The organism is Burkholderia sp. AU33803 (assembly GCF_002223095.1).
Classification (GTDB): domain Bacteria; phylum Pseudomonadota; class Gammaproteobacteria; order Burkholderiales; family Burkholderiaceae; genus Burkholderia.
The window spans coordinates 1,228,139-1,254,119 of sequence record NZ_NKFJ01000004.1 but is presented as its reverse complement, the minus strand read 5'-3'; the positions used below and the strand labels follow the sequence as shown (position 1 = coordinate 1,254,119).

Annotated in this window: 26 protein-coding genes; 8 read left to right on the top strand and 18 right to left on the bottom strand. The window is 67.5% G+C overall.

All coding sequences use genetic code 11. The features are described 5' to 3' along the window. Positions 1-55: 55 nt before the first annotated feature. From rbsK to CFB41_RS08305, 11 genes are all read right to left on the bottom strand, one after another. Positions 56-985, bottom strand: a complete 930-nt coding sequence (rbsK, locus tag CFB41_RS08355) for a ribokinase (RefSeq protein ID WP_089456162.1) — start codon at positions 983-985, stop codon at positions 56-58. Continuing rightward, the gene (locus CFB41_RS08350) at positions 982-2,013 is read right to left on the bottom strand and encodes a LacI family DNA-binding transcriptional regulator (RefSeq protein ID WP_011351902.1); all 1,032 of its coding nucleotides are present in this window, start codon (positions 2,011-2,013) and stop codon (positions 982-984) included. The genes rbsK and CFB41_RS08350 overlap by 4 nt, the downstream gene beginning before the upstream one ends. A 35-nt stretch (positions 2,014-2,048) precedes the next feature. After that, complete coding sequence (locus tag CFB41_RS08345; RefSeq protein ID WP_046545645.1) at positions 2,049-3,068, bottom strand: ABC transporter permease; 1,020 nt, start codon at positions 3,066-3,068, stop codon at positions 2,049-2,051. Continuing rightward, positions 3,065-4,678 carry a sugar ABC transporter ATP-binding protein gene (locus CFB41_RS08340; RefSeq protein ID WP_089456161.1) on the bottom strand — a complete coding sequence of 538 codons (1,614 nt, stop codon included), beginning with the start codon at positions 4,676-4,678 and terminating at the stop codon, positions 3,065-3,067. Before CFB41_RS08340 ends, CFB41_RS08345 begins: the two co-directional genes overlap by 4 nt. Positions 4,679-4,823: 145 nt before the next feature. Then, on the bottom strand, positions 4,824-5,774 hold the full coding sequence (locus CFB41_RS08335; RefSeq protein WP_089456160.1) for a sugar ABC transporter substrate-binding protein: 951 nt from the start codon (positions 5,772-5,774) through the stop codon (positions 4,824-4,826). Between the two features lie 275 nt (positions 5,775-6,049). Then, positions 6,050-6,436, bottom strand: a complete 387-nt coding sequence (locus CFB41_RS08330) for a DUF805 domain-containing protein (protein WP_089440026.1) — start codon at positions 6,434-6,436, stop codon at positions 6,050-6,052. A 510-nt stretch (positions 6,437-6,946) separates the two neighbouring features. After that, on the bottom strand, positions 6,947-7,873 hold the full coding sequence (locus CFB41_RS08325; protein ID WP_006484201.1) for a CysB family HTH-type transcriptional regulator: 927 nt from the start codon (positions 7,871-7,873) through the stop codon (positions 6,947-6,949). A gap of 75 nt (positions 7,874-7,948) precedes the next feature. Continuing rightward, positions 7,949-9,010, bottom strand: a complete 1,062-nt coding sequence (locus CFB41_RS08320; RefSeq protein ID WP_089431032.1) for a sulfate/molybdate ABC transporter ATP-binding protein — start codon at positions 9,008-9,010, stop codon at positions 7,949-7,951. 13 nt (positions 9,011-9,023) lie between these two features. Continuing rightward, complete coding sequence (gene cysW / locus CFB41_RS08315; RefSeq protein ID WP_089425349.1) at positions 9,024-9,968, bottom strand: sulfate ABC transporter permease subunit CysW; 945 nt, start codon at positions 9,966-9,968, stop codon at positions 9,024-9,026. After that, positions 9,965-10,858, bottom strand: coding sequence for a sulfate ABC transporter permease subunit CysT (gene cysT / locus CFB41_RS08310; protein WP_089456159.1), 894 nt, complete (start codon positions 10,856-10,858; stop codon positions 9,965-9,967). Before cysT ends, cysW begins: the two co-directional genes overlap by 4 nt. Before the next feature lie 123 nt (positions 10,859-10,981). Then, positions 10,982-12,019 carry a sulfate ABC transporter substrate-binding protein gene (locus CFB41_RS08305; RefSeq protein WP_089440023.1) on the bottom strand — a complete coding sequence of 346 codons (1,038 nt, stop codon included), beginning with the start codon at positions 12,017-12,019 and terminating at the stop codon, positions 10,982-10,984. 264 nt (positions 12,020-12,283) lie between these two features. On the opposite strand from CFB41_RS08305, the gene lexA reads away from it, so the two are divergent. Genes lexA through CFB41_RS08285 form a run of 3 tightly spaced genes read left to right on the top strand, consistent with a single transcriptional unit; the run spans position 12,284 to position 14,029 of the window. Beyond that, positions 12,284-12,931: a transcriptional repressor LexA gene (lexA, locus tag CFB41_RS08295; protein WP_009689103.1), complete on the top strand. Its 648-nt coding sequence runs from the start codon at positions 12,284-12,286 to the stop codon at positions 12,929-12,931. A gap of 26 nt (positions 12,932-12,957) precedes the next feature. After that, positions 12,958-13,293: a hypothetical protein gene (locus CFB41_RS08290; protein ID WP_006476078.1), complete on the top strand. Its 336-nt coding sequence runs from the start codon at positions 12,958-12,960 to the stop codon at positions 13,291-13,293. A 28-nt stretch (positions 13,294-13,321) separates the two neighbouring features. Further along, complete coding sequence (locus CFB41_RS08285) at positions 13,322-14,029, top strand: DUF2939 domain-containing protein (protein ID WP_089456158.1); 708 nt, start codon at positions 13,322-13,324, stop codon at positions 14,027-14,029. 97 nt (positions 14,030-14,126) lie between these two features. Here the strand turns inward: CFB41_RS08285 and CFB41_RS08280 are convergent, their stop codons facing one another. Next, on the bottom strand, positions 14,127-14,624 hold the full coding sequence (locus tag CFB41_RS08280; protein WP_089456157.1) for a universal stress protein: 498 nt from the start codon (positions 14,622-14,624) through the stop codon (positions 14,127-14,129). A 340-nt stretch (positions 14,625-14,964) separates the two neighbouring features. Here CFB41_RS08280 and nodI point away from each other — a divergent pair, with 340 nt between their 5' ends. Together nodI and CFB41_RS08270 are read left to right on the top strand one after the other, a co-directional pair. Continuing rightward, on the top strand, positions 14,965-15,879 hold the full coding sequence (gene nodI / locus CFB41_RS08275) for a nodulation factor ABC transporter ATP-binding protein NodI (protein WP_089456156.1): 915 nt from the start codon (positions 14,965-14,967) through the stop codon (positions 15,877-15,879). Positions 15,880-15,885: 6 nt separating this feature from the next. Further along, positions 15,886-16,719 carry an ABC transporter permease gene (locus CFB41_RS08270; RefSeq protein ID WP_089456155.1) on the top strand — a complete coding sequence of 278 codons (834 nt, stop codon included), beginning with the start codon at positions 15,886-15,888 and terminating at the stop codon, positions 16,717-16,719. 36 nt (positions 16,720-16,755) lie between these two features. Here CFB41_RS08270 and CFB41_RS08265 read toward each other — a convergent pair whose 3' ends face one another. From CFB41_RS08265 to CFB41_RS08250, 4 genes are all read right to left on the bottom strand, one after another. Beyond that, positions 16,756-17,178, bottom strand: coding sequence for a hypothetical protein (locus CFB41_RS08265; RefSeq protein ID WP_179249984.1), 423 nt, complete (start codon positions 17,176-17,178; stop codon positions 16,756-16,758). 101 nt (positions 17,179-17,279) lie between these two features. Then, on the bottom strand, positions 17,280-18,338 hold the full coding sequence (locus CFB41_RS08260; protein ID WP_089456154.1) for a permease: 1,059 nt from the start codon (positions 18,336-18,338) through the stop codon (positions 17,280-17,282). Next, a complete protein-coding gene (mnmH, locus tag CFB41_RS08255; RefSeq protein WP_089456153.1) occupies positions 18,335-19,462 on the bottom strand; it encodes a tRNA 2-selenouridine(34) synthase MnmH in 1,128 nt (375 codons plus the stop codon). The genes CFB41_RS08260 and mnmH overlap by 4 nt, the downstream gene beginning before the upstream one ends. Before the next feature lie 64 nt (positions 19,463-19,526). Next, a complete protein-coding gene (locus tag CFB41_RS08250) occupies positions 19,527-20,480 on the bottom strand; it encodes a LysR family transcriptional regulator (protein WP_089456152.1) in 954 nt (317 codons plus the stop codon). 165 nt (positions 20,481-20,645) lie between these two features. Between CFB41_RS08250 and CFB41_RS08245 the strand changes: the two genes are divergently transcribed. Both CFB41_RS08245 and CFB41_RS08240 read left to right on the top strand, forming a co-directional pair. Next, a complete protein-coding gene (locus CFB41_RS08245) occupies positions 20,646-22,067 on the top strand; it encodes a M20 family metallopeptidase (protein ID WP_089456151.1) in 1,422 nt (473 codons plus the stop codon). Positions 22,068-22,102: 35 nt separating this feature from the next. Continuing rightward, the gene (locus tag CFB41_RS08240) at positions 22,103-23,389 is read left to right on the top strand and encodes an MFS transporter (RefSeq protein ID WP_089456150.1); all 1,287 of its coding nucleotides are present in this window, start codon (positions 22,103-22,105) and stop codon (positions 23,387-23,389) included. A gap of 87 nt (positions 23,390-23,476) precedes the next feature. On the opposite strand, the gene CFB41_RS08235 is transcribed toward CFB41_RS08240, so the two are convergent. Beyond that, entirely contained in the window at positions 23,477-24,529 is a 1,053-nt protein-coding gene (locus CFB41_RS08235; protein WP_089456149.1) for an NADP(H)-dependent aldo-keto reductase, read from the bottom strand. A gap of 147 nt (positions 24,530-24,676) precedes the next feature. Further along, on the bottom strand, positions 24,677-25,114 hold the full coding sequence (locus CFB41_RS08230; RefSeq protein WP_089456148.1) for a PaaI family thioesterase: 438 nt from the start codon (positions 25,112-25,114) through the stop codon (positions 24,677-24,679). Positions 25,115-25,292: 178 nt separating this feature from the next. On the opposite strand from CFB41_RS08230, the gene CFB41_RS08225 reads away from it, so the two are divergent. Continuing rightward, positions 25,293-25,781 (top strand): helix-turn-helix domain-containing protein, encoded by a 489-nt coding sequence (locus CFB41_RS08225; protein ID WP_089456147.1) that lies wholly within the window; start codon positions 25,293-25,295, stop codon positions 25,779-25,781. Positions 25,782-25,981: the final 200 nt, after the last annotated feature.

Below are 25,981 nucleotides of genomic sequence, written 5' to 3'. Positions count from 1 at the left end.
AGGCGGGCGGCCGGCCGTCGTTTGCGACGGACCGGCCGCGATGCTTGATCGGGCCCTATTCGGCCAGTTCGGCCAGCGTGGGAATCGACGGCTGCGCGCCCGCTCGCGTGACCGAGAGTGCCGCGGCGCGTTGCGCGAAGCGGATGGCCGTGTCGACGTCCGCGCCGGCCGCGAGCCGCGCGGAAAAGCCGCCGATGAAGGTATCGCCGGCGGCCGTCGTGTCGACGGCCTGCACGGCCGGCGCCGGATAATGCCGCGCCGCGCCATCAGCCGTCAGCGCCAGCACGCCGCGCGCGCCGAGCGTCACCAGCACGTTGCGCGCGCCGCCTGCCTGCAGCACGCGCGCGGCCGCTTCCGCCTCCGCCGGGTCACGCACCGGCAGCGCGGTCAGCGCGGCCGCCTCGACCTCGTTCGGGATCAGGTAGTCGACGAGCGGCAGCCAGCCGTCCGGCAGCGGTGCGACGGCCGGGGCCGGATTGAGCACCACGGTGCGGCCGAGCCGCCGCCCGGCCGACAGCGCCGCGAACACCGCGTCCGGCGGCGTCTCGAGCTGGCAGATCAGCACGTCGGCCGACGCCAGTGCGTCTTCGTGCCGGGCGACCGTCTCGGTCGTAACCTCGCCGTTGCCGCCCGCGACGATCACGATCGCGTTCTGGCTCGCATCGTCGACGACGATCAGCGCGACGCCGGTCGACGCCGATGCGCTCGTCGCGAGCCCCGCACAGTCGATTCCCTCGGAGTCGAGCCCCGCGCGCAGGGCGGCACCGTGCGCATCCGCGCCGACGCAACCGATCATCGCGACCTGCGCGCCGAGCCGGGCGGCCGCAACCGCCTGGTTGCCGCCCTTGCCGCCCGCCGCCTGCGCGAACGCATGACCGGCGAGCGTTTCGCCCGGCAGCGGCAGACGCGGCGCGCGCACGACCAGATCCATGTTGAGACTACCGACCACCGTCACGCGGCCGGCGCCTGCCGCGGGCGCCGTCATGCGCGACCGCCGGAGGCCGGCGGCTCGCGGTAAATCGCCGTCGACTCGCGCAGCACGAGGCGCGGCGACACGACGCGGCGGCGGCTCGGCACGGCGGTCGAGCCGCCGCCGATGCGCTCGATCAGCGTCTGCGCGGCCATTTCGCCGAGCGCGCGCACCGACTGGCCGACCGTCGATAGCGCCGGATACGTGTAACGGGAGAATTCGATGTCGTCGAACCCGATGATCGAACAGTCGTCGGGCACGCGCATGCCGCGCTCGGCCGCCGCGCGCAGCGCGCCGACGCCCATCAGGTCGTTGCCCGCGAAGATCGCGCTCGGCCGCACCGATTCGAACAGCCGCGACGCCGCGTGATAACCGCCGAGGCACGAGAAGTCGCTTTCCGCGATCGCGCCCGGCACGATGTCGACCCCGCGCTCGGCCATCGCGCGGATGAAGCCGTGCACGCGCATGGCGCTGACCGCCGTGTCGGTCGGCCCCGTGATGCAGCCGATCTTCGCGTGCCCGAGCTCGAGCAGGTGACGCGTCGCCAGGTATGCACCGCGCTCGTGATCGATCTGCACGAGGTCGGCCGCGAGCCCCTCGATGTTGCGGTCGACGACGACGAGCGGCGCGTGGATATCCGCGAGTGTCTGCGCGAGCACCGCATCCTCGCCCGCCGACGCGACGATCAGCCCGTCGATTCGCTTTTCCTGCAGCACGCGCAGGTAGTTGCGCTGCTTGACGGGATCGTCGTCCGAGTTGCAGAAGAACACGCAATAGCCATTGGCCGCGCACTGATCCTCGATCCCGCGCGCAAGCTCGGCGAAGTACGGATTCGTGCTGTTCGGCACGACAAGGCCGATGGTCGCCGTCGCACGCGCCTTCAGCGAGCGCGCCACGGCCGACGGCACGTAATTCAGCTCGCGGATCGCGCCCTCGACCTTCGCACGCACATCCGCGGACACCGGCCGCGAATTGTTCACCACGTGCGAGACGGTCGTAAACGACACGCCCGCCATGGCCGCCACATCCTTGATCGTCGCCATTTCCCGTTTCTCTCTGGTCTGTTCTGTCTGTCTTTTTACCGCACGCGGGTGCGCCGGCTACGATACGTATCGAGCACGACCGCCACCACGATCACCGCGCCGGTGATGATCCGTTTCGTCGGCTCGTTCGCACCGATCTGCGCCAGCCCCGCGGCCAGCACGGAGATGATCAACACGCCAAAGAACGTGCTGATCACCGAGCCGCGCCCGCCCATCAGGCTCGTGCCGCCGATCACGACGGCGGCGATCACCTGCAGTTCGAGACCGACGCCCGCATTCGGGTCGGCCGCCTCGAGCCGCGAAATCTGGAACAACGACGCCAGCCCTGCGAGGGCGCCCATCAATGCGAATACGAGAATTTTATACGGCCTCGGGTTAACCCCTGCAAGTCGAACCGCTTCTTCGTTCGTGCCGATCCCGACGAGATAGCGGCCGAACACGGTGCGCGTCAGCACGAACTGGGCCGCGATCATCACCGCGACCGCGATCAGGAATGCCGGCGAGATGCCGAGCGCGATCGGGTTCGACAGGAAATCGAACGCGTCGCCGATATAGGCCGTGCGCGAATTCGTCAGCTGGTACGCGAGGCCGCGCGCGGCCTCCAGCACGCCGAGCGACACGATGAACGACGGGATCCGCCAGCCGACCGTGACCGCGCCCGTCAACGCGCCCGTGACGGTCGCGACCGCGATGCCGATCAGCGCGGCCGGCAGCGGCCCCCACTGCCATTTCAGCGCGGCGACGCTGACCATCGACGCGGCGAGCGCGAGCACCGAGCCGACCGACAGGTCGATCCCGGCGATGATCAGCACGAAGGTCATCCCGACCGACATCACGACGAGATCGGGAATCTGGTTCGCGATCGTGCTGAACGTATCGTAGGTCAGGAAATGCGAGCTCAGCACCGAAAACAGCGCGATCATCGCGGCGAGCGCACCGGCGAGCCCGAGGTAGTTCGACAGGCCGAGCCGCGTGCCGGACAGCGTGCGCGCACGGCGCCCCGTCACGTCCTGCTGCGCGCCTGCGTCGGTCGGGGTTACGGGAGGCTGGGTCATTGCGGTCGTCCTGTATTCGAAGTGCCGGGAGCGGCGCCTTGCGCCTGCCCCGCGTCCGGATGCTGCGCGCCGCCCGGCGGCGTGTCGCGGCCGAAGCCGGCGAACGCCGCGGCCAGCAGCGCATCCTGGGTCCAGTTGCCGCGCTCGAACACGGCGGTCATGCGCCCGGCCGACATCACGCCGATCCGGTCGCAGATCAGCATCAGCTCGCGCAGGTCGCTCGACACGACGACGAGCGCGCGGCCTTCGCGCGCGAGCGCGCCCATCAACGTGTAGATCTCGAACTTCGCGCCGACGTCGATCCCGCGCGTCGGCTCGTCGAACAGCAGCACGCCCATGTCGCGGGCGAGCCAGCGACCGATCACGACCTTCTGCTGGTTGCCGCCCGACAGCTCGCCGACCGCCTGCGTCGCGCCGTGCGTACGGATCCGCAGCGCGTCGATCTGCTGCTCGGCGAGCGCCGTTTCGCGCGCGCCGTCGACGATCCCGCCGCGCGCGAGCCGGTCGAGCTGGCCGAGCGACACGTTCGCGGTGATCGACTGCGTCAGCAGCAGCCCTTCGCCCTTGCGATCCTCGGTGATCAGCGCGATGCCCTGCTTCACCGCCTCGACGGGCGAACCGATCCGCACCGGCTTCGGCGGCTGGCCGATCGCGATCGTCCCCGCGTCCGGCGCATCCGCGCCGTAGATCAGCCGCAGCAGCTCGGTGCGTCCCGCGCCGATCAACCCCGAGATGCCGAAGATCTCGCCCGCGCGCACCTCGAGCGACACGTCGCGCACCGCCGTCCCGCGGCTGAGGCCCGACACGACGAGCCGCGGCGCGCCGACACGACGCTCGCCGAGATCGATGTGCTCGCCGATCTCGCGCCCGACCATCAGCGTGACGAGCCCGTCTGACGTCGTCGCCGCCATGTCGCCCGCGTGGACGAGCCGGCCGTCGCGCAGCACCGCGACGCGCTCGGCGACCCGCGCGAGTTCCTCGAGCCGGTGCGAGATGTAGACGATCGCGACGCCGCGCGCCTTCAGCCGGTCGATCTGCTCGAACAGCAGCTCGACTTCACGCGCGGTCAGCATCGCGGTCGGTTCGTCGAGAATCAGCACGCGGCAGTCGCCGATCAGGTTGCGCGCGATCTCGACCATCTGCTGGTGGCCGATGCCGAGCGCGCCGACCGGCGTATCGGGATCGACCGCGTCGAGCCCGACCTGCGCCATCGCGGCCCGTGCATCGTCGCGCAGCCGCGCGCGATCGATGATCCCGAAGCGCCGCGGCAGGCGGTTCAGGAACAGGTTTTCGGCAACCGTCAGTGTCGGCAGAAGGTTCAGCTCCTGCATCACCATGCGCACGCCGAGTGCCTCGGCCTGCGTCCGGCTCGCCGGCGCATACGGCGTGCCGCCGAGTTGCATCGTGCCGGCGGTCGGCTCGACGAGGCCGCCGATGATCTTCGACAGCGTGCTCTTGCCGGCGCCGTTCTCGCCCGTCAACGCAAGCGCATGGCCCGCCTCGAGCGTCAGCGTGACGTCGGCGAGCACGGGTTCGGCATAGGTCTTGCCGATGCCGGAGACGGACAGCACGGGAGCGGCTGCGCGGGAGGGTTGGAAAGTCGGGTCCATCGCGATCCTGGTTGCGGCCGCGCGCACGCGGCGCGCGGGTGTGACGCTCACAAGTGCATGTGCATGCAGTGGCCGTGATCGCGCTCACCCCGGATAACGGCCGCCGCGCCCGATTCTTGAGGGCGGCGGCCGCATCGGGGCCGCGTCACTTCGTCACGAGGTCCACCGGCGTCTCGACGACGCCCGACATGTCGGCCTGCTTGCGATGCTCCGCAATCGCCTTGAGCGCCGTGTCGATACCGAACACGGCCTGCTTCGCCGCGTACTGATCGGCGGTCGCGAGCACGCGGCCGTCCTTCAGCATCGGCTTGATCGCGTTGATGTTGTCGTAGCCGACCACGAGCACCTTGCCCTGCTTGCCGGCCGCGCGCACGGCCGACACGGCGCCGATCGCCATGTTGTCGTTGCCGCACAGCAGCGCCTTCAGGTTCGGGTATTCGTTGAGCATCGCGGCGGCGACCGCATTGCCCTTGTCGATCTCCCATTCGCCGGACTGCACCGACACGACCTTCATCCCGCCCGCCTTCATCGCGTCCTGGAAGCCGGCCGTGCGCTGTTGCGCATTGGTCGTCGTCGACACGCCTTCGATGATGCCGACCTGGTCGCCCGCCTTCAGCCGCTTCGCGAGGGTGTCGCCGATCTTGCGCGCGCCCTTGCGGTTGTCCGGGCCGACGAACGGCACGTTCAGGTTCTTCGACTTCAGCACGTCGGGATCGAGCCGGTTGTCGATGTTCACGACGATGACGCCCGCGTCGACCGCCTTCTTCACGACCGGCACGAGCGCCTTCGAATCGGCCGGCGCGAGCACGATCGCGTCGACCTTCGACACGATCATCTGCTCGACGATGCGGATCTGGTTCGCGGTGTCGGTTTCGTCCTTGATGCCGTTGGTGATCAGGTCGAACTGGCCCGCGTTGTGTTTCTGGTATTCCTTCGCGCCTGTTTCCATCGTCAGGAAGAACTCGTTGGCGAGCGACTTCATCACGAGCGCGACCTTCGGCTTGGCTGCCGATTGCGCGTGGACGGCCGGTGCGGCGGCGACCGCGACGGCGGCGAGCGCGGCGGTCAGGAAGCGACGGCGAAAGCGAACATTCATACTCATCTCCTGGCGACTGGCCCCAAGGGCCGGACGATTATTTGACTGTTGTTTTAATGTGAGCAAACGTTTGCGCCACACTACCCGGGCAATGGCCATCGATGCTGCTGTCGGTACCACGGAATGGAAGCGAGGCAGACGGCCGACTGCCTGGCGCGCTGTCGTTTACGCGCCGCCGCCGGCGGGACGCCGGCGGAGTGAAGGCTATGCTGTACCGATTCGCGTCGGCGTGCAACCTGTCTGATCAATATTTAAGGGTTTATTCGGAGCGCGTGTCACGCCGGGCCCCGCGGCGCCGGTTCGTCTTCATCGGCCGACGGCGGCTCGCCGAAGCGGTTCGCATGCGGCGTGCCGGCGATGAAGCCGTTCATCACGAACAACGCGAGCGCGCCGACGATCGGCACGAACAGCAGCAGCATCCACCATCCCGACTTGTCGATGTCGTGCAGCCGCTTCACACCGACCGCAATCGACGACCACACCGCGACGACCGCGATGACGACGGCCACCAGCATCACCAGCGGCGGCAGATCGTCTTCCGGTGCACCGCGGGAACTCGCATCGAAAATCGCGCTGAGCACCGTGGAAACCAGCGCGTAGATCCACCACGGCAGGCGCCCGATCCGGCCTTCGAAGGAAAAGAGAAGCCATTTCAGATTCATTGTTTACCTCTTCGTCACGCGTGTTGCGTGCTGCGCGATAGGTCCGCGGGCATGCCGGAACCGGCGATCCACGTGCGTGGTTTCTTGAAGGCGGACGGCCTGCCGGCGTTGCTTTTCGCACTTCGTTCCGGTGTTGCGCGTTGCGTCGCTGATGCGATCCGGCCGGCAGGATGGCGACCAACGGACGGCCCGAGCGCACGTCACCCGGCATTCACGCGCATTGAATCACATTTACGGGCCAATGGATCGCTCGATAGGGCAGATGGCCTAACCCGCAACGAGGCGTGCACGCGACGCTCTTGTTCTTGTCGTTGGGCCGGCAAGCGAATACATGTCGTTCGCCTTGTGCGGCGAAGAATCGGACGGAAACCGCGATGGCGGTCGATGATACGGTGAGTCGATCGACCCAGGCAGCGGCAAATCGCCTGCCGCTGCCCAATACATGACAACCCGCGCCGGTATGTCGCGCCATCCGCGCCGAGCGCGCGGATGACGCACGACGCGCTGCCGTCAAACGGCTTCGCGCAACAGCCCCGCGATTTCCGCTTCGTTCAGATGCGGCGCGAACATCTCGATCAGCCGGTACGCATACGCGCGCAGGAACGCACCCTTGCGCAGCCCCACCCGCGTCGTGCTCGCTTCGAACAGATGCTGCGTATCGAGCGCGACGAGCCCCGTGTCGCGCTGCGGATCGTAGGCCATCGCCGCGACCACGCCGATCCCCATGCCGAGTTCGACATAGGTCTTGATCACGTCCGCGTCGATCGCGGTGAGCACGACGTCGGGCACGGCGCCCGCCTGCGTGAACGCCTGGTCGATATGCGAGCGGCCCGTGAAGTCCTGGTCGTACGTGATGATCGGGTACTCGGCGATTTCCTCGAGCGTCAGGTTCTCGCGGCCGACGAGCGGATGGCCCTTCGGCACGACGACCGTGTGGTGCCACGAATAGCACGGGAACGTGACGATGTCCGGATAGCGGTCGAGCGCCTCGGTCGAGATGCCGAGATCGGCCTCGCCATTCAGGATCATCTGCGCGATCTGCTGCGGGCTGCCCTGGCGCAGCGCGAGATGCACCTTCGGGAACACGTCGGTGAACTGGCGGATCACCTTCGGCAGCGCGTAGCGCGCCTGCGTGTGCGTCGTTGCGACGACGAGATGGCCGCTGTCCTGGTCGGCGAACTGGCGCGCGACGCGGCGCAGGTTCTCGGCGTCGAGCAGCATCCGCTCGATCAGCTGGTGCACGGCCTTGCCGGGCTCCGTGAGCCCCGTCAGCCGCTTGCCGCGCCGGATGAAGATGTCGACGCCCAGCTCATCCTCGAGATCCTTGATCTGCTTCGACACGCCCGACTGCGACGTGTACAGCACGTTCGCGACTTCCGTCAGGTTCATGTTCTGGCGCACCGCTTCGCGCACGAACCGCAATTGCTGAAAATTCATGGGTATGCCTCTTAGGCTGTCGTTGTTTGATTGTCGATTCCGAGCGTATCCCGCCCCCTGCCCTGCATTTTCTCGTCAACGCGCGGGAAACACACGCACCGCGCGCGGCACCGCCGTCGCACCGTCGCCGACCTGCAGCGACAGCGCCCGCCATGCGTCGCGATCGAGTTCCGCCTCGAGCGCGCCGCCGGCACGCGCCTCGAGCTCCACGCGCACCGAGCCGCCCAGCGGGATCACGCGGCGCACGTCCACCGCGATGCCGTCGCGGTGCCCTGCTTCGCCAACCGGCCACAGCTGCAGGTCGTGCGGGCGCACATAGGCATTCGCGGGGCCGGCGAAATCGGCGTCGACCTCGATCGGCGCGGCCGCCCCCTCGGCGACGAAGCCACGCCCGGCGACCGTGCCCGGCAGCCGGTTCGCGGCGCCGAGGAATTCGTAGACGAATGCGCTCTGCGGATGATCGTAGACGTCCTGCGGGCTGCCGACCTGCTCGACGTGGCCGCGGTTCAGCACGACGATGCGATCCGCGACTTCCAGCGCCTCCTCCTGGTCGTGCGTGACGAAGATCGTCGAGATGTGCAGGTCGTCGTGCAGACGACGCAGCCAGCCGCGCAGCTCCTTGCGGACCTTCGCGTCGAGCGCGCCGAACGGCTCGTCGAGCAGCAGCACCTTCGGCTCGACCGCGAGCGCGCGGGCGAGCGCGATACGCTGGCGCTGGCCGCCCGACAGCTCGGACGGATAGCGCTGCGCGAGCCAGTCGAGCTGCACGAGCTTCAGCAGTTCGTGCACCTTCTCGCGGATCGCGGCTTCCGACGGCCGCTCGCGGCGCGGCTTCACGCGCAGCCCGAACGCGACGTTCTCGAACACGGTCATGTGGCGGAACAGCGCGTAGTGCTGGAACACGAAGCCGACCTGGCGGTCGCGTGCGCCGACCGATGCCACGTCGAGCCCCTGCAGCACGACCTGGCCCGCATCCGCGTGCTCGAGGCCCGCGATCACGCGCAGCAGCGTGGTCTTGCCGCAGCCGGACGGCCCGAGCAGCGCGACCAGCTCGCCGGGCGGGAAGTCGAGCGATACGTTGTCGAGCGCCGTGAAATCGCCGAAGCGCTTCTGAAGGTTACGGACGGTGATACCCATTCTGGTTGCCTCTTTACGATTTCGACGAAACGGCGCCGACGGGGCCGGCATGTGCGGGAACGGCGTCGTGCGCGTCGGCCAGTTCGGCCGCAAGATGACGCTCGGCGATCAGCTTCAGCGCGAGTGTGACGAGCGCGAGCAGCGCCAGCACCGACGCCACCGCGAACGCCGCCGCGAAGTTGTATTCGTTGTACAGGATCTCCACGTGCAGCGGCATCGTGTCGGTCACGCCACGGATGTGGCCGGACACGACCGACACCGCGCCGAACTCGCCCATCGCGCGCGCATTGCACAGGATCACGCCGTACAGCAGGCCCCACCTCACGTTCGGCAGCGTCACGCGGCGGAAGATCTGCCAGCCCGACGCGCCGAGCACGCGCGCGGCTTCTTCCTCGTCGGTGCCTTGCGCCTGCATCAGCGGAATCAGCTCGCGCGCGACGAACGGGAACGTGACGAAGATCGTCGCGAGCACGATGCCCGGCACCGCGAAGATGATCTGCACGTCGTGATCCTGCAGCCACGGCCCGAACCAGCCCTGCGCGCCGAACAGCAGCACGTACACGAGGCCCGAGATCACCGGCGACACCGAGAACGGCAGGTCGATCAGCGTCGTCAGCAGCGCCTTGCCGCGGAATTCGAACTTCGCGATCGCCCACGATGCGCACACGCCGAACACGAGGTTCAGCGGCACCGCGATCACGGCGACGGTCAGTGTCAGCTTGATCGCCGACCACGCATCGGGATCGGCCAGCGATTCGAAATAGAAGCCGACGCCCTTGCGCAGCGCCTCGACGAACACCGCGGCGAGCGGCACGACGAGGAAAAACGCGAGGAACGCCAGCGCGATGCCCGTGAGCAGCCAGCGCACGACGCGCGACTCGCTGACGGGGTCGAGCCGCTTCGTGGCACGCGCGGCCGGCGACGGGGTTTTCAGCACGACGGTGGCCTCCTGGCTCATTGCTGGCCTCCTGCTGCGGCGGCTGTGGCGGCGGCGGGCGCCGGACCGCTCGCGCCCTTGCTCGTACGGCGCTGCAGATACCACTGCAGCGTGTTGATCAGCAGCAGCATCAGGAACGACACGACGAGCATCACGACTGCCAGCGCGGTCGCGCCCGCGTAGTCGTACTGCTCGAGCTTCGTGATGATGAGCAGCGACGTGATCTCGGATTTCATCGGCACGTTGCCGGCGATGAAGATCACCGAGCCGTATTCGCCGAGCGCGCGTGCGAACGCAAGCGCGAAACCGGTGAGGAGCGCCGGCAGCACGGCCGGCAGCACGACGCGGCGGAACGTCAGCCAGCGCGATGCGCCGAGGCACGCGGCGGCCTCCTCCTGCTCGCGCTCGAAATCCTCGAGCACCGGCTGCACCGTGCGCACGACGAACGGCAGCCCGATGAAGGTCAGCGCGACCAGCACGCCGGCCGGCGTGAACGCGATCTTGATGCCGAGCGGCGCGAGATACTGGCCGACCCAGCCGTTGGTCGCGTAAACGGCCGCGAGCGAAATGCCGGCGACCGACGTCGGGAGGGCAAACGGCAAGTCGACGACCGCATCGACGAGGCGCTTGAACGGGAACGTGTAGCGCACCAGAACCCACGCGACGAGAAAGCCGAACACGGCGTTGATCAGCGCGCCGCCGAGCGCGGCCGAGAACGTCAGCCGGTACGACGCGAGCACGCGCGGCGACGTGACGGCGGTGACGAACTGGTCCCACGACAGCGTCGCGGTCTTCAGGAACGTGGCGGCGAGCGGTATCAGCACCACGAGGCTCAAATAGGCCACCGTGATGCCTAGCGTCACGCCGAAACCGGGCAGCGCGCTCGGCTTGCGAAAGGTGTACGTCGTCATCGGATGCTCTTGCTGGGTCGATGCTGCTCATGGGTCCGACGCAAACGCCGGCGCAGTGAATCGCGCCGGCGGCCCCGTCGGGGATGCGGCGCGCTATCGTGGCGCGCCGCCGTTGTTATGGCGTTACTGCGGCTTGTAGATCGAATCGAACACGCCGCCGTCCGCGAAATGCGTCTTCTGCGCATTCGTCCAGCCGCCGAAGGTATCGTCGACCGTGTACAGCTTCAGCTTCGGGAACTGCTTCGTCAGCTCCGCCGGCACGTTCTTCGAACGCGGCCGGTAGTAGTTGCGTGCCGCGATCTCCTGGCCCTGCGGGCTGTACAGGAAGTTCAGGTACGCCTCGGCCAGCTTGCGCGTGCCCTTCTTGTCGACCACCTTGTCGACCACCGCGACGGGCGGCTCGGCCAGGATGCTCACCGACGGCACGACGATCTCGAACTTGTCGGTGCCGAATTCCTTGACCGACAGGAATGCCTCGTTTTCCCATGCGATCAGCACGTCGCCGATCCCGCGCTGCACGAAGCTCGTCGTCGCGCCGCGCGCGCCCGAATCGAGCACGCCGGCGTTCTTGTAGAGCTTCGTGATGAATTCCTTCGCCGTCTGCTCGTTGCCGCCCGGCTTGTGCAGCGCGTACGCCCACGCGGCCAGGTAGTTCCAGCGCGCGCCGCCCGACGTCTTCGGGTTCGGCGTGACGATCGAGATGCCCGGCTTGGTCAGGTCGTCCCAGTCCTTGATCCCCTTCGGATTGCCCTTGCGCACCAGGAACACGATCGTCGACGTGTACGGCGACGCGTTGTCGGGCAGGCGCTTCTGCCAGTCCTTGTTGACGAGCCCCTTGTTCGCGAGCGCATCGATGTCGTACGCGAGCGCCAGCGTGACGACGTCGGCCTGCAGGCCGTCGAGCACCGAGCGCGCCTGCGCCCCCGAGCCGCCGTGCGACTGCTTGAAGTTGACGGTCTCGCCCGTCTTCGCCTTCCACTCCTTGCCAAACGCCTGGTTGAAGTCCTGATACAGCTCGCGCGTCGGGTCGTACGACACGTTCAGGAAGGTCGTATCGGCCTGTGCGTGCGTCGCGACGCCCAGCGCCGCCGCCGCGCCCAGCGCGAGTGTTGCGATCAGGCGGCCCACTCCGCCCACCAGCCCCGTATTGCGCTTGCCCATCCTTGGTTCTCCAGTGTTGTCGGTATTGCGATGTCGGGCCAGTCTAACGAACGGGTTACATGATTAAAAATAATCGTTCCTTATTTTTTAATACTCAAAAGTGCTAACGCAGACGGGATGGACGGTTGTGGCAGATGAACCGCCGTCCGGACGTCGCAAAATCGCGTCGGAACCGGCGTGATCGCGTCGAACCTCACGTAACACTTGAAATTCGCGGACTACTGTATAAAAATACAGCTCACTGTCTATCCATACAGTTGAGCCATGACCAAACTCACCGCCCGTCAGCAGCAAGTGTTCGACTTGATCCGTCGCGCGATCGAGCGCTCCGGATTCCCGCCCACCCGTGCCGAGATCGCGGCCGAACTGGGCTTCAGCTCGCCGAATGCGGCCGAGGAGCACCTGCGCGCACTGGCGCGCAAGGGTGTGATCGAGCTGGCCGCCGGCGCGTCGCGCGGCATCCGCCTGCTCGGCATCGACGATGCCCCGCACCAGTTCACGCTGCCGCACGCCGGCCTGATGCAACTGTCGCTGCCGCTCGTCGGCCGCGTCGCGGCCGGTAGCCCGATCCTTGCGCAGGAGCACATCTCGCAGCATTACGCGTGCGATCCCGCGCTGTTCTCCAGCAAACCCGACTACCTGCTGAAAGTGCGCGGCCTGTCGATGCGCGACGCCGGCATCCTCGACGGCGACCTCCTCGCCGTGCAGAAGCGCACGGAAGCAAAGGACGGCCAGATCATCGTCGCGCGTCTCGGCGACGACGTCACGGTCAAGCGCCTGATGCGCCGGCCGGGCGGTCTCGAGCTGATCGCGGAGAACCCGGATTACGAAAACATCTTCGTCAAGGCCGGCAGCGCGGAATTCGCGCTGGAAGGCATCGCCGTCGGGCTGATTCGCTCGGGCGAACTCTGACATTCCGTCTCGCTGAGGAGAACATCATGGAACGCCTTGCCCGTCTGCTGCCTTTCCGTCAATTCGGCCGCCTGCGTCACCTGCGCGGCCGCACGCCCTGCGCTCCGCTGTCCGCAGCGGCGCCTGTGCAAGAAGAAGTCGCAGTCGAACGGCAGGCGTCCCTGCTGCCGTCGGCGCTCCCCGCTTTCGCGCGGGTATCGCTGAACGCCGGCCTGAATCACGCCGAACCCGCGCGCCGTGCACCGGTGCGCGTTTATCACGGCCGGTCGCGCCTGATCATGGTCGGCACGATCGATGCCGTGTGCCGGATGATCGATCGCTGCATTGCAGAGGAACGATCGGCCACGCCAGGCGGTCTCTGATTGCGGACATCCCCGCACCGGAGGCAACGTGACCGGATCTTCGGGCCGCGCATGGCGGCTCAAGCCCCTTCTGATCGTCGTGCTGGCCGTCGCCATCGTCGTGGCCATCGGCTATGCCTACGCGTCGCCGTACGTCGCCCTCGGTCGCCTGAAATCGGCGATCGATGCGCGCGATGCGCAGGCCATCAGTGAATATGTCGATTTCCCGTCGCTGCGCATCAGCCTGAAGCAGCAGGTCACTGAAGAGTTGATGCGCCGGATCGACGCGGTGAAGAAGAACAATCCGTTCGCGGTGCTCGGTGCGCTGATCGGATCCGCACTGATCGGCCCGCTGGTCGATGCGTACGCGACCCCGGAAGGCGTGGCCGCACTGATGAGCGGATTACCACCGCGTGGCAATCCAGGTGAGCGTCCACCCGAATGGTCGAATCTGCCGCCCGGTAGCAATGCGCCGGCGGCACCATCGGCCAATCCGGCTCCTCCCGCGAGCGCAGCCGCTCCGGGTAGCAACGCGGCCGCTACCGCTGCGTCATCGCCATCCGCCGCTGCCGCACCGGCCAGCCCGGTCGATGCAACGCATGCGCCGCACCCGCAGCAAACCAGCGCCGGTTACCGGAATATCGATGAATTCGTCGTGACCTACCAGCGCAGTGCCGACGGCACGCGCTATGCGGCGATATTCCACCGCTTCGGCCTGTTCTCGTGGAAGTTGTCCGCAATCGACCTGCATGCTTGACCGGTCTTGAATGGCCGCGGTCAGCGCGCGCCCGACGGACGTGGCACGACGCCCGACCGGCGCGATCCGCCGGTCAGGCAGTCATCGAATCATTGGATCATTTGCCGTTCGCCGTGGCCGCTTCACGCTCCCGCGCGATTTCTTCCTTCTGCTCCTGCGCCGACGAACACGCCACCAGAATGCTGCAATTCACGCGATCGAGCAGTTGCGTGTTGCCCGACCCCATCCACCATCTGGACAACCCGCTGCGGCACCGATGGCCAACGACGACGAGGTCGACGTTCAGCTCCCTTGCGAGATTCGCGATTTCGTCGATCGGATAGCCGAACGCGAAATGGCCTTCGGCCTGCACGCCGCGCTCGCGCAGCCAGTTCACCCCTTCCTGCAGGATTTCACGCGCGGTTTCCTCGAACCGGCCGCACGCGACGTCGGTCAGCAAACCCGCGCTCTGTGCAATGCTCGAGCGCATGTCGACCACCGACAGCAAATGCGTCTCGGCCTTGAGGTCCATCGCGAGATTGGCGCCGCAACGCAGTGCCTTGCGTCCTTCGAGCGTGCCGTCGTAACACAGCAAAATCTTGTTGTAGCTAGCCATGAAACCTCCCTATCGCAACAACGAGCCTACGCATTCATCATGGTGCGCCGCAATTCAGGACGCAAGGGATGGAAAACGCTGATTCGCCCCGCTCGGCTCGTGCGCGATGATGCAGTGCACGATCGGTGCGTACAGGCATCGCACCGTGCAGGCATGCCCTGAAGAGACGCAGTCGATGCACTAGAATGGCCCGTTCGTACTCCAGCGGGCCATCAGGCGCCGGCGTCGTGCGCTTCGGTCATGCCCGTGTGACACGCAGTCGTCCGATCGGTTCGTCAACCGGCCACGCATCCGGCCACAGCGGAACGCTTCCGCGCCGGCCTACAACGACAACATGCCCATGTCCGTTGCACCGATCGATTTCCGGAACGTCGAAAAGCGCTATGGCGACAAGCTCGTCGTCAACGGCCTGTCCTTCACCGTCCAGGCCGGCGAATGCTACGGCCTGCTCGGGCCGAACGGCGCCGGCAAGACCACCACGCTGAAAATGCTGCTCGGCCTCACGCATCCCGATGCAGGCACCATTTCGCTCTGCGGCGAACCGGTTCCATCGCGTGCGCGGCATGCGCGCCAGCGCGTCGGCGTCGTCCCGCAATTCGACAATCTCGACCCCGACTTCACCGTGCGCGAGAACCTGCTCGTCTTCAGCCGCTACTTCGGCATGTCGGCGCAGGCCGCGCACGCGCTCGTGAAACCGCTGCTCGAATTCGCGAAGCTCGAGAACAAGGCCGATGCGAAGGTCGGCGAGCTGTCGGGCGGCATGAAGCGCCGCCTGACGCTCGCCCGCGCGCTCGTCAACGATCCCGATGTGCTGGTGCTCGACGAGCCGACGACGGGCCTCGACCCGCAGGCGCGTCACCTCATGTGGGAGCGGCTGCGCTCGCTGCTCGCGCGCGGCAAGACGATCCTGATCACCACGCACTTCATGGAAGAAGCCGAGCGCCTGTGCGACCGCCTGTGCGTGATCGAGGAAGGCCGCAAGATCGCCGAAGGCGCGCCGCACGCGCTGATCGAATCGGAGATCGGCTGCGACGTGATCGAGATCTACGGGCCCGATCCGGCCACGCTGCGTGACGAGCTGTCGGCGCTCGCGAAGCGCACCGAGATCAGCGGCGAGACGCTGTTCTGCTACGTGAGCGATCCGGAACCGCTCAGTGCGCGACTCAAGGGGCGCACGGGGTTGCGCTATCTGCATCGCCCGGCCAATCTTGAAGATGTGTTCCTGCGGCTCACGGGCCGCGAAATGCAGGACTGATCGATCATGGACGTCCGCAACTATTCGACCGCCGCACCGTCGGCACCGCCGCGCGTGTCGCGCTTCGCGATCGCGATGCCCGCGAACGCGACCAACTGGATCGCCGTCTGGCGGCGCAACTATCTCGTCTGGCGCAAGCTCGCGCTCGCGTCGATGTTCGGCAATCTTGCCGATCCGATGATCTATCTGTTCGGGCTGGGGTTCGGGCTCGGGCTGATGCTCGGCCATGTCGACGGCGTGTCGTATATCGCGTTCCTCGCGGCCGGCACGGTCGGGTCGAGCGTGATGATGTCCGCGAGCTTCGAGTCGATGTATTCGGGGTTCTCGCGCATGCACGTGCAGCGCACGTGGGAAGCGATCATGCATACGCCGCTCGCGTTGGGCGACATCGTGCTCGGGGAAATTGTCTGGGGAGCGAGCAAGGCGATGCTGTCGGGGGCCGCGATCATGCTCGTCGCGGGGGCGCTCGGCTATGCGCAGTTTCCGTCGATGCTCGCGGCACTGCCCGTGATCGCGCTCGCGGGCCTCGCGTTTGCCAGCATCGCAATGATCGTCACGGCGCTCGCGCCGTCCTACGATTTCTTCATGTTTTATCAGACGCTCGTGCTGACGCCGATGCTGCTGCTGTCGGGCGTGTTCTTCCCGATCACGCAGCTGCCGCCGATTGCGCAGCATGCGGCGCAGGCGCTGCCGCTCGCGAATGCCGTCGAGTTGATCCGGCCCGCGATGCTCGGCCGGCCGGCAACCGACGTCGCGTTGCATGTCGCGGTGCTTACCGGTTACGCGGTCGGCGGATTCCTGCTGTCCGCGTGGCTGTTCCGGCGGCGGATGATGCGCTGACGGCCGGCGCGCGAGCGCCGGCTTTCTGCGACGACCTTACTCGTCGTCGTCGCTCCACGGGATCTCGACGTCGGTCAGGAACGCGACGGTCGCGAGCGGGCCGCCTTCCTGGCGGCCGAGCTTGCCGTCCGCGCGATGCCATTCGACGCGAAACTGCGTGCCCGGATCGTCGGCCAGCAGATACACCGTACGCAGTTCTTCCTTGTCGGCTTCGTCCACCGGGCCGTCGAACGACACCAGCATCTTCTGCGGCCACAGGCCGTTGACCGGATCGTAAATGCGGTCGCCTTGCGGAATGTCGATGCTGGCCTCGACGCCGATCGTTGCGGAGGCCTCGATGATCATCGTGCCGAGTGCGTTCAGCACGGCAGTCGCCCGCGCGGAATTGGCCTGGCGGATCGCGAGATCGCCGCGCGTCAGCGCCTGTTCGAGTCGAGGATGGATCTTCGGTTGGGTCATGCGTTTTCCTGTTTGCTTCTTGTAAATGGCGCCGCACGCGTGAAACGGCGGCGCCGGATGAATACGACGATTGCGCCCGTTTGGCGCGCCGCTTGCGCGCGTCAGAACCCGAACGCGACCGCGAGCAGCCCGCTCGCGATCCCGAACACGACGACGAGCGTCGCGACGATCGCCAGCATGTACGGCTTGAACGAACGCGCGAGCATCGCGAGCGACGGCACGCTGATCGGCGGCAACGTCATCAGCAGCGCGGCGGCCGGGCCGACGCCCATGCCGAGCGACAGCATTGCCTGGATGATCGGCACCTCGCCGGCCGTCGGGATCACGAACAGCATGCCCGCGACCGCGAATGCAATGATCCAGCCGAGATGATTGCCGATGTCCGGGCCGATATGCGGGAACAGCCACGCGCGCGCGGCGCCGAGCAGCAGCACGAGCACGATGTATTCGGGCACGAGCCGCACGGCCATGCGCGCGAGCAGCTTCATCCAGCGGACGAACGGATTGCCGGCCGCGGCCTGCTCGGCCGCCAGCGCGGCGAGCTGCGCATCGTCGATGCTGCGGTCTTCGGGGCGTGCGATGCGGTTCAGCAGATAGCCGATCCCGAATACCATCGCGATGCCGAGCACGAGGCGCAGCGCACTCCAGTGCCAGCCGAGCACGAAGCCCATGAAGACCAGCGCCGCCGGGTTCAGCACCGTGTTGCCGAGCCAGAACGCGACCGCGCCGCCCGGCGATGCATGGCGCGCACGCAGCCCCGCGACGACCGGCGCCGCACAGCACGTGCACATCATGCCGGGCAGCGACAGCAGACCGCCCGCGGCGACACTGCCGAAGCCGGTGCGGCCAAGCACGCGCGCGACCCAGTGCGCCGGCAGCAGCGCCTGCACGGCCGAACCGAGCAGCAGGCCCAGCACCATCGCCTGCCAGATCGCCTTGCCGTACGCCCACGCGTAGTCGAGCGCGGCCTTCAGCGACGGCTCGGGCGCGGCCGCCGACGTGCCCATCAGGATCGACTGGCCGATCGAATGATGCTCGGCGGCGACGAACGCCTTGTTGTAGTACGGGAACCATTTCACATAGAACAGGCCCGCGACCGCGATCAGCAGGAAGGTCATCCAGCCGAGGGCCGGACTGGGTTGGGTGCGTGTGGTCGTCATCGTGTGGTCGTCGATTGGTTTTGATCAGTTTCGAATGTCGCGCCTGCAGCAAACGCGGCCGATGCGGGTAGCCCGGCCTGTGCAAGCTGGGCCAGCAGCGCGCGCGCCTGCTCGCGCCCATCGGCGGCGTTGGGCCGGAACGTGAACGTCAGCGCCCGGTTCGGCTTGTTGTACGTCGCGCGATAGGTGCGCGCATAGGCGGGATCGTAATGCTTGTCGATCAGCTCGGTGAACAGTTCGGCCCGTGCGTCCGCGTCGATCAGCGCCTTCCAGTGCGTCACCTGCTCACGGCTGTGCAGGCCGATCAGCCGATGGAGCTGCGCCTTGAACGCATCCGGTTCGTCGAACAGGTGCGCGTAATCGTCGAGGAGGAATGCGATGCGCTCGTCGTGCGCCGCGTCGACATGCACCCACGGCCCCGCGTGAAACGCTTCGATCAACGCGATCGGCAATTGCACGAGCCCGATCCTGCGACTTTCCGATTCGACGAACACCGGCCATTCGGGGTCGAAACGTCCAAGCGTTTCGACGAGCCCGGAATCGAATCCCTTCTGCGCCGGCTGCGGCTTGCCCGGCAGCGCACCAAGCAGCGAACCGCGATGGCACGCGAGCGCCTCGAGATCGAGCGTCTGCGCGCCCACGTCGCGCAGTGCGTTCAGCAGGCGCGTCTTGCCGCAGCCCGTATGGCCGACGAGCGCGATGTAGCGAAAGCGCGTCGGCAGCGAGTCGAGCGTCGCGCATACCGACTGGCGGTACGCTTTGTAGCCGCCGTCGAGCTGGCGCGCCTTCCAGCCGATCAGGTTGAACCAGGTCGTCATCGAGCCCGAGCGCTTGCCGCCGCGCCAGCAGTAGATCAGCGGCCGCCAGTTGCGCGGACGGTCGGCGAAGGTCGTGTCGAGATGGCGCGCGATGTTGCGCGCGACGATGGCCGCGCCGACCCGCGTCGCCTCGTACGGCGACACCTGGCGGTACATCGTCCCGACGAGCACGCGCTCCTCGTTGCTGAGCACGGGTGCGTTCAGCGCGCCGGGAATATGGTCCTCGGCGAACTCGAGCGGCGTGCGCACGTCGATGATCTCGTCGAACTCGCCGGCGCGATCGAGGGTGACAATCAGGTTCTTCAATTTGGCGTCGAACAGGGGCGATGCGGCTCGATGAGCCGCATGGGCACGGAAGGCGGATTGACGATTATCTCACGGGCCGGCCTCTCGGGCCGCGCGCGGCAGTCGGCGGCGCCGACGCGGCCTGCATCGCATCGATCAGATGATCGCGGAACGCGCGAACCGACGCGGGCAGATCGCGCCCCGCCATCGTCTGCACCTGGATGCTGCGCTCGCGCAGCTGCGGGTTCGTCACGGGCACGACGACGAAGCCGTCCGCGGCGCAGCAATCACGCACCGACAGCAGCCCCGTGAACATCACCGCGCCCGTGCGCCGCGCGTAACCGTACATCGCCGCCGTGTTGTTGCTCGTCAGTTCGGGCTCGAGCAGCAGCCCGTCGAGCGCGCACGCGATGTCGATCAGCTGGCGCACCGTCGTGCCGGCCTCGGGCAGCACGTGCGGGTGACGCGCGACATCGGCGAGCGACACGGCCTCCCGCGCCGCGAGCGGATGGTCGTGCCGCACCAGCGCGAAGATCGGCGCGCGCTCGGAGTGGTCGACGCGCACGCCCTTCTCCGGCGCGAGGCTGAAGCTCAACGCGATGTCCACGTCGCCATCGCGCACACGCCGCGTCGCGTCCGCCGGCGACACCACCCATACGGAGAAGTCGACACCGGGATGGCGCGCCTTGAAGCTGGCCAGCGTGCCGGGCAGGAAATCGATCGCGAACCCTTCCGAGCACGCGATCTTCAGCAGGCTGCCGTGCAGCGCATCGAGCCCGCCGATGTCCTTCATCACGTGCTCGGCCTCCAGCAGGCTGCGCTGCGCGAACGCCAGCAGCCGCTCGCCGGCCTCCGACAGCGCCATCCCGCGCGGCCGGCGCTCGAACAGCGGTGCGCCGAGCTCGCTCTCGAGTTTCGCGATCTGGCGGCTGATCGCCGATACGGCCACGTGCAGCCGCGCGGACGCGTCGCTGATCGAGCCGGTGCGCGCCACCTCGACGAAATACCGCAACGCCAGGCCATGCAGGAAAGCCGCCATCGTTCTGTCTCCGCCCGGCTACCGGGCCTGCCGCTTTGCCTTTTCGGCAAAGAAAGGTTCGAAATTCGATCATTGTGACAAAAAAAACGGCTTCCTAGAATCGATCGCACTTCACGCTGCGTGCCCGATCCGGCGCGTGCAGGAACCCGTCAGAGGAGACCCGACTTGAGCCGTACCGCCGCCATCCAGCACGCGCTGAACCAGTTCGAATCCGGTGCGTTCTTCAAGACCCTGAGCCGCCGCGTCGGCCTGCGCACCGAAAGCCAGGACAGCGGCAACGAAGCCGCGCTACGCGCCTACCTGACCGACGAGATCGCCCCCGAAGCCGCGCGCCTCGGCTTCACGTCGCGGATCGTCGACAATCCCGTCGACGGCGGCGGCCCGTTCCTGGTCGCGTCGCGCCACGAAGACGACACGCTGCCGACCGTGCTGATCTACGGCCACGGCGACGTCGTGCGCGGCTACGACGCACAGTGGCGCGCGCCGTTGTCGCCGTGGACGCTGACGGCCGACGGCGACCGCTGGTACGGCCGCGGCAGCGCCGACAACAAGGGCCAGCACACGATCAACCTGGCCGCGCTGGCGAGCGTGCTCGACGCGCGCGGCGGCCGGCTCGGCTTCAACGCGAAGCTGCTGATCGAGATGGGCGAGGAAACGGGTTCGCCGGGCCTCGACGCACTGTGCCGCCAGGAGCGCGACGCGCTCGCGGCCGACGTGCTGATCGCCTCCGACGGCCCGCGCATCGCCGCCGCGCGCCCGACGGTATTCCTCGGCTCGCGTGGTTCGGTCAATTTCAAGCTGAGCCTGCGCGCCCGCGACGGCGCGCATCACTCCGGCAACTGGGGCGGGCTGTTGCGCAATCCGGCGATCGTGCTCGCGCATGCGCTCGCGAGCCTCGTCGACGCGCGTGGCGCGATTCGTGTCGCGGGGCTGCGTCCGCCGCCGATCCCGGCCGCCGTGCGCGATGCGCTCGCCGACCTCTCCGTCGGCGGCGGCCCCGGCGATCCGGCGCTCGACGCCGACTGGGGCGAGCCCGGCCTCACCGCGCCCGAGCGCGTGTTCGGCTGGAACACGTTCGAGATCCTCGCGTTCAAGGCCGGCAACCCCGAGCACCCCGTCAACGCGATCCCGCCCGCCGCGTATGCGCACTGCCAGTTGCGCTTCGTCGTCGGCACCGACTGGGAAGCGCTGCACGCGCATCTGCGCACGCACCTCGATGCGCACGGCTTCGCCGACATCGAGATCGACGTCGAGCGCGGCGCACCGGCGACACGCGTGCCGCCGGACGATCCATGGGTGCGCTGGGCCGTCGCGTCGCTCGCGCGAACCACCGGCAAGAAGCCCGCGATCCTGCCGAACCTCGGCGGCACGCTGCCGAACGAAGTGTTCGCCGACACGCTCGGGCTGCCGACGCTGTGGGTGCCGCACTCGTACCCGGCGTGCTCGCAGCACGCACCGGACGAGCACCTGCTCGCGAGCGTCGTCAGCGAGGGGTTGCAGATGATGGCCGGCCTCTTCTGGGATCTCGGCGACGACGCGCCGACCGCTCGCCGCACCGCGCCCGCCGCGGCCGGCGCCGCCCTGTAACGCGCTTCGCCCTTCTCACGGGACGTGCAAACACGATGAATACGACCACCCTCACTTCGCAGGAAGCCGCCCGCCCCAGCGCCGCGAAGATCCGGCGCATCATCTTCGCGGCGTCGATCGGCAACGCACTCGAATGGTTCGACCTGATCGTCTACGGCTTCTTCGCGGTCACGATCGCCAAGCTGTTCTTCCCCGCCACCAGCGAAGCGACGTCGCTGATGCTGACGCTCGGCACGTTCGGGCTGTCCTACCTGATCCGGCCGATCGGCGGCTTCGTGCTCGGCGCGTACGCGGATCGCGCTGGCCGCAAGGCGTCGCTGCTGCTGTCGATCGCGATGATGATGGCCGGCACGCTGCTGATTGCGCTGATGCCGACCTACGCGTCGATCGGCATACTCGCGCCACTCGGGATCATGCTGTCGCGGCTGATGCAGGGCTTTTCCGCGGGCGGCGAATTCGCGAGCTCGACCGCGTTCCTCGTCGAGCACGCACCGCAGCGGCGCGGTTTCATGTCGAGTTGGCAGTTCGCAAGCCAGGGCCTCGCGACGCTGCTCGCATCGGGCTTCGGCGCGTTGCTGACCGCCACGCTGACGACCGCGCAACTCGAAAGCTGGGGCTGGCGCGTGCCGTTCCTGTTCGGGCTCGCGATCGGCCCGGTCGGGCTGTACATCCGCCGCTACGTCGACGAAGGCGTCGAGTTCAAGACGCAGGCACGCTCGGAAGCGCCCGTGCGCGAGCTGTTCGCGGAACAAAAGGTGCGGGTGCTGCTGTCGATCGGCGCGCTCGTCATCTCGACCGCGATCAACTACATGATCCTGTACATGCCGACTTACGCGATCAAGCAACTCGGACTGCCCGCATCGACGGGCTTCGCGGCCACGCTCGCGACCGGCTTCGTGCTCACGCTCGTCACGCCGATCGTCGGCCACCTGTCCGATCGCACCGGGCGGATCCGCATGATGGCGGTCGCGGCGGTCCTGATGCTCGTCACCGTGTACCCGACGTTCGCGTGGCTCACGCGTCACGCGTCGTTCGCGACGATGCTCGCTGCCCTGGTCTGGATCGGTGCGCTGAAGGCGATGTACTGCGGCGCGCTGCCGGCGCTGATGGCCGAGCTGTTCCCGTCGCAAACCCGCGCAACGGGGCTCGCGGTCAGCTACAACACGGGGGTCACGCTGTTCGGCGGCTTCGCGCCGTTCGTCATCACCTGGCTGATCAGCGCGACCGGCAACCGGCTGTCGCCGGCGCTCTATCTGATGGGGTGCGCGCTGCTGAGCCTCGCCGCGCTGTTCGTCGCGCGCACGCGGCTCAAGATGCGGTAACGGAAGGAACGGAGGCACAGCGATGCGCCGCCGGTGCGGCCCGTCGCGGCATCGCTGCCGTGCGGGCCGGACGCCACCTGCTTCAGGTCACGGCGCCGGGTTCGGCTGCAGTTCGTGCAACGCGTCGATCTCGGCGAGGATCTCGTCGGACAGCGTCACGTCGACGCTGCCGATGTTCTCCTTCAACTGCTCGAGCGACGTCGCCCCGATCAGGTTGCTGCGCGTGAACGGCCGGCTGTTGACGAACGCCAGCGCGAGCTGCGCGGGCGACAGCCCGTGACGCCGCGCGAGCGCGACATAGCGCGACGTCGCCTCGACGGCCTGCGGCTTGCTGTAGCGCTGGAAGCGCTCGAACAGCGTGATGCGGGCGCCGGCCGGACGCGCGCCGTTCTCGTACTTGCCGGACAGCCAGCCGAACGCGAGCGGCGAATAGGCGAGCAGGCCCACGCCGTCACGATGCGTGAATTCCGACAGCCCGTTCTCGAACGTGCGGTTCAGCAGGCTGTACGGATTCTGGATGCTCGCGATGCGCGGCAGCCCGAGCTTCTCGGCCGCGCGCAGGAACTGCGCGACGCCCCACGGCGTTTCGTTCGACACGCCGATCGCGCGCACCTTGCCCGCCTTCACGAATTCCGCGAGCACGCCGAGGGTTTCCTCGATCGGCACCGTATAAGCATCGTCGACCCACGGATAGGCGGGACGGCCGAACGTCGTCGTGCTGCGATCGGGCCAGTGCAGCTGGTAGAGGTCGACGTAGTCGGTCTGCAGGCGCTTGAGGCTGCCGTCGAGCGCTTCGGTCAGGTTCTTGCGGTCGAACTGGTTGCCTTCGCCGCGGATATGGCGCGGATTGTGCGGCTGCCGCGCCGGGCCGGCGATTTTCGTCGCGAGCACGATGCGATCGCGCTGTGCGCGATGCTGCGCGAGCCAGGTGCCGATGTACGCCTCGGTGCGCCCCTGCGTGTCGGGTTTCGGCGGTACCGGATACATCTCCGCGGCATCGATCAGCGTGACGCCCTGCCCGATCGCGTAATCGATCTGCTCGTGCGCATCACGCTCCGAATTCTGCTCGCCCCACGTCATCGTGCCCAGGCCGATCAGGCTCACCTCGATGCCCGAATCGCCAAGTGTGCGGTATTCCATGCTGTTCCTGTCGCGTCGGTGGAAAGCAGGAACGCTATCACATTGAAGCGACTGCTTCAGACAGGCTCCGCCTACGCTTACAGGCGGCCTTCGGCGCCGGCAACGACGTTCACGCGCCGGCCCGAACGATGGCGCGGCCGCCCGCCGTCACTGCGGCCGCTGGATGAAACAGGTCGCCGACGCATGCGCGACGATCTTGTCGTCCGCGGTCTTCAGCGTGCCCTCCGCGACGCCCAGCGAACGTGACAGGTGGATCACGCGCCCTTCCGCGACCAGGTCGACGTCGCGCGGCACGGGCCGCAGCATCTTCACATGCAGGTCGACCGTGCCGTAGCCGACACCCGCATCAAGCATCGAATGCACCGCGCACCCGGTGACCGAATCGAGCACCGTCGCGGCGAACCCGCCGTGCACGCCGCCGAGCGGATTCAGGTGCCGGCCGTCCGCCCGCGCCGAAAACTTCACATAACCGAGCTCGACGTCGAGCGGACGCATCGGGATCGTCTCGGAAATCGACGCGAGCGGCGCATCGCCCGATACCGCCGCGCGCAACAGATCGAGACCAGACAGGGAATGCGGGTTCATCGGGTTGTCTCCGGGTTGAAAGCGCGTCGCCGCGCGAGTAAGTTCTAAATTGGAACTCATTATTGACAACGACGGCGGCCGTTGTCAACGTGGCCGGGCCCGTTACAACCGAAGGCGGGTTCTATAATCGAACCCGCTGTTTCGCTGAACCGCCGCCAAGGATGCAAGAGACTCGACGATGAAATGGGATGACATCGGCACGCTGAACTGTTCGGTCGCGCGTACGCTCGCCGTGCTCGGCGACCGCTGGACCATGCTGATCCTCCGCAACGCGTTCCTCGGCTGCCGCCGCTTCGACGCGTTCCAGACCCAGCTTGGCCTCACGCGTCATGTGCTGGCCGAGCGGCTCGCGCGACTCGTCGACGAAGGCGTGCTGGTCAAGCGCGCGTATCAAGAGCGGCCGCCGCGGTTCGAATACCGGCTGACCGACAAGGGCCTCGACCTCTACCCGACCCTGCTCGCACTGACGGCGTGGGGCGACCGCTGGAAAGACGACGGCCAGGGGCCGCCGGTGCAGTTGCGTCACCGCACTTGCGGCCATCTGATGCATGCGGTCACCGTATGCTCCGCGTGCGGCGAGCCGCTCGACGCACGCGACGTGCAGCCGGAGCGTGGCCCCGGTGGGATAGCAGCCGAGGCAGCCGGGACGCCCGCGGCCGAGGATTGATGCTGCGTCGTGCATTCAGGAGTGAACGCGTAGCGCACACGGATCGTTAGTCGCACTCACGCTGCTGTTGCGTGCCGCATCGTGCCCAACCGGCCGCGCGCGCATGGCTTATACGCTGCCATTCCACCACCATCGCACGCGCAATCGCGCGCTGCTATCGCCTGCATCCGTCGATCAACCCGATCACGCACTCGGATCCT

Coding starts and splice junctions, on each gene's coding strand:
- CFB41_RS08270 (WP_089456155.1), top strand. CDS start 15,886: ATGGACGTCCGCAACTATTCGACCGCCGCACCGTCGGCACCGCCGCGC.
- CFB41_RS08250 (WP_089456152.1), bottom strand. CDS start 20,480: ATGGCGGCTTTCCTGCATGGCCTGGCGTTGCGGTATTTCGTCGAGGTG.
- CFB41_RS08350 (WP_011351902.1), bottom strand. CDS start 2,013: ATGGCGACGATCAAGGATGTGGCGGCCATGGCGGGCGTGTCGTTTACG.
- CFB41_RS08260 (WP_089456154.1), bottom strand. CDS start 18,338: ATGACGACCACACGCACCCAACCCAGTCCGGCCCTCGGCTGGATGACC.
- CFB41_RS08290 (WP_006476078.1), top strand. CDS start 12,958: ATGGAACGCCTTGCCCGTCTGCTGCCTTTCCGTCAATTCGGCCGCCTG.
- CFB41_RS08345 (WP_046545645.1), bottom strand. CDS start 3,068: ATGACCCAGCCTCCCGTAACCCCGACCGACGCAGGCGCGCAGCAGGAC.
- cysT (WP_089456159.1), bottom strand. CDS start 10,858: ATGACGACGTACACCTTTCGCAAGCCGAGCGCGCTGCCCGGTTTCGGC.
- CFB41_RS08225 (WP_089456147.1), top strand. CDS start 25,293: ATGAAATGGGATGACATCGGCACGCTGAACTGTTCGGTCGCGCGTACG.
- CFB41_RS08240 (WP_089456150.1), top strand. CDS start 22,103: ATGAATACGACCACCCTCACTTCGCAGGAAGCCGCCCGCCCCAGCGCC.
- lexA (WP_009689103.1), top strand. CDS start 12,284: ATGACCAAACTCACCGCCCGTCAGCAGCAAGTGTTCGACTTGATCCGT.
- CFB41_RS08320 (WP_089431032.1), bottom strand. CDS start 9,010: ATGGGTATCACCGTCCGTAACCTTCAGAAGCGCTTCGGCGATTTCACG.
- rbsK (WP_089456162.1), bottom strand. CDS start 985: ATGACGGCGCCCGCGGCAGGCGCCGGCCGCGTGACGGTGGTCGGTAGT.
- CFB41_RS08265 (WP_179249984.1), bottom strand. CDS start 17,178: ATGACCCAACCGAAGATCCATCCTCGACTCGAACAGGCGCTGACGCGC.
- CFB41_RS08280 (WP_089456157.1), bottom strand. CDS start 14,624: ATGGCTAGCTACAACAAGATTTTGCTGTGTTACGACGGCACGCTCGAA.
- CFB41_RS08235 (WP_089456149.1), bottom strand. CDS start 24,529: ATGGAATACCGCACACTTGGCGATTCGGGCATCGAGGTGAGCCTGATC.
- nodI (WP_089456156.1), top strand. CDS start 14,965: ATGTCCGTTGCACCGATCGATTTCCGGAACGTCGAAAAGCGCTATGGC.
- CFB41_RS08325 (WP_006484201.1), bottom strand. CDS start 7,873: ATGAATTTTCAGCAATTGCGGTTCGTGCGCGAAGCGGTGCGCCAGAAC.
- CFB41_RS08305 (WP_089440023.1), bottom strand. CDS start 12,019: ATGGGCAAGCGCAATACGGGGCTGGTGGGCGGAGTGGGCCGCCTGATC.
- CFB41_RS08340 (WP_089456161.1), bottom strand. CDS start 4,678: ATGGACCCGACTTTCCAACCCTCCCGCGCAGCCGCTCCCGTGCTGTCC.
- CFB41_RS08335 (WP_089456160.1), bottom strand. CDS start 5,774: ATGAATGTTCGCTTTCGCCGTCGCTTCCTGACCGCCGCGCTCGCCGCC.
- CFB41_RS08330 (WP_089440026.1), bottom strand. CDS start 6,436: ATGAATCTGAAATGGCTTCTCTTTTCCTTCGAAGGCCGGATCGGGCGC.
- cysW (WP_089425349.1), bottom strand. CDS start 9,968: ATGAGCCAGGAGGCCACCGTCGTGCTGAAAACCCCGTCGCCGGCCGCG.
- CFB41_RS08230 (WP_089456148.1), bottom strand. CDS start 25,114: ATGAACCCGCATTCCCTGTCTGGTCTCGATCTGTTGCGCGCGGCGGTA.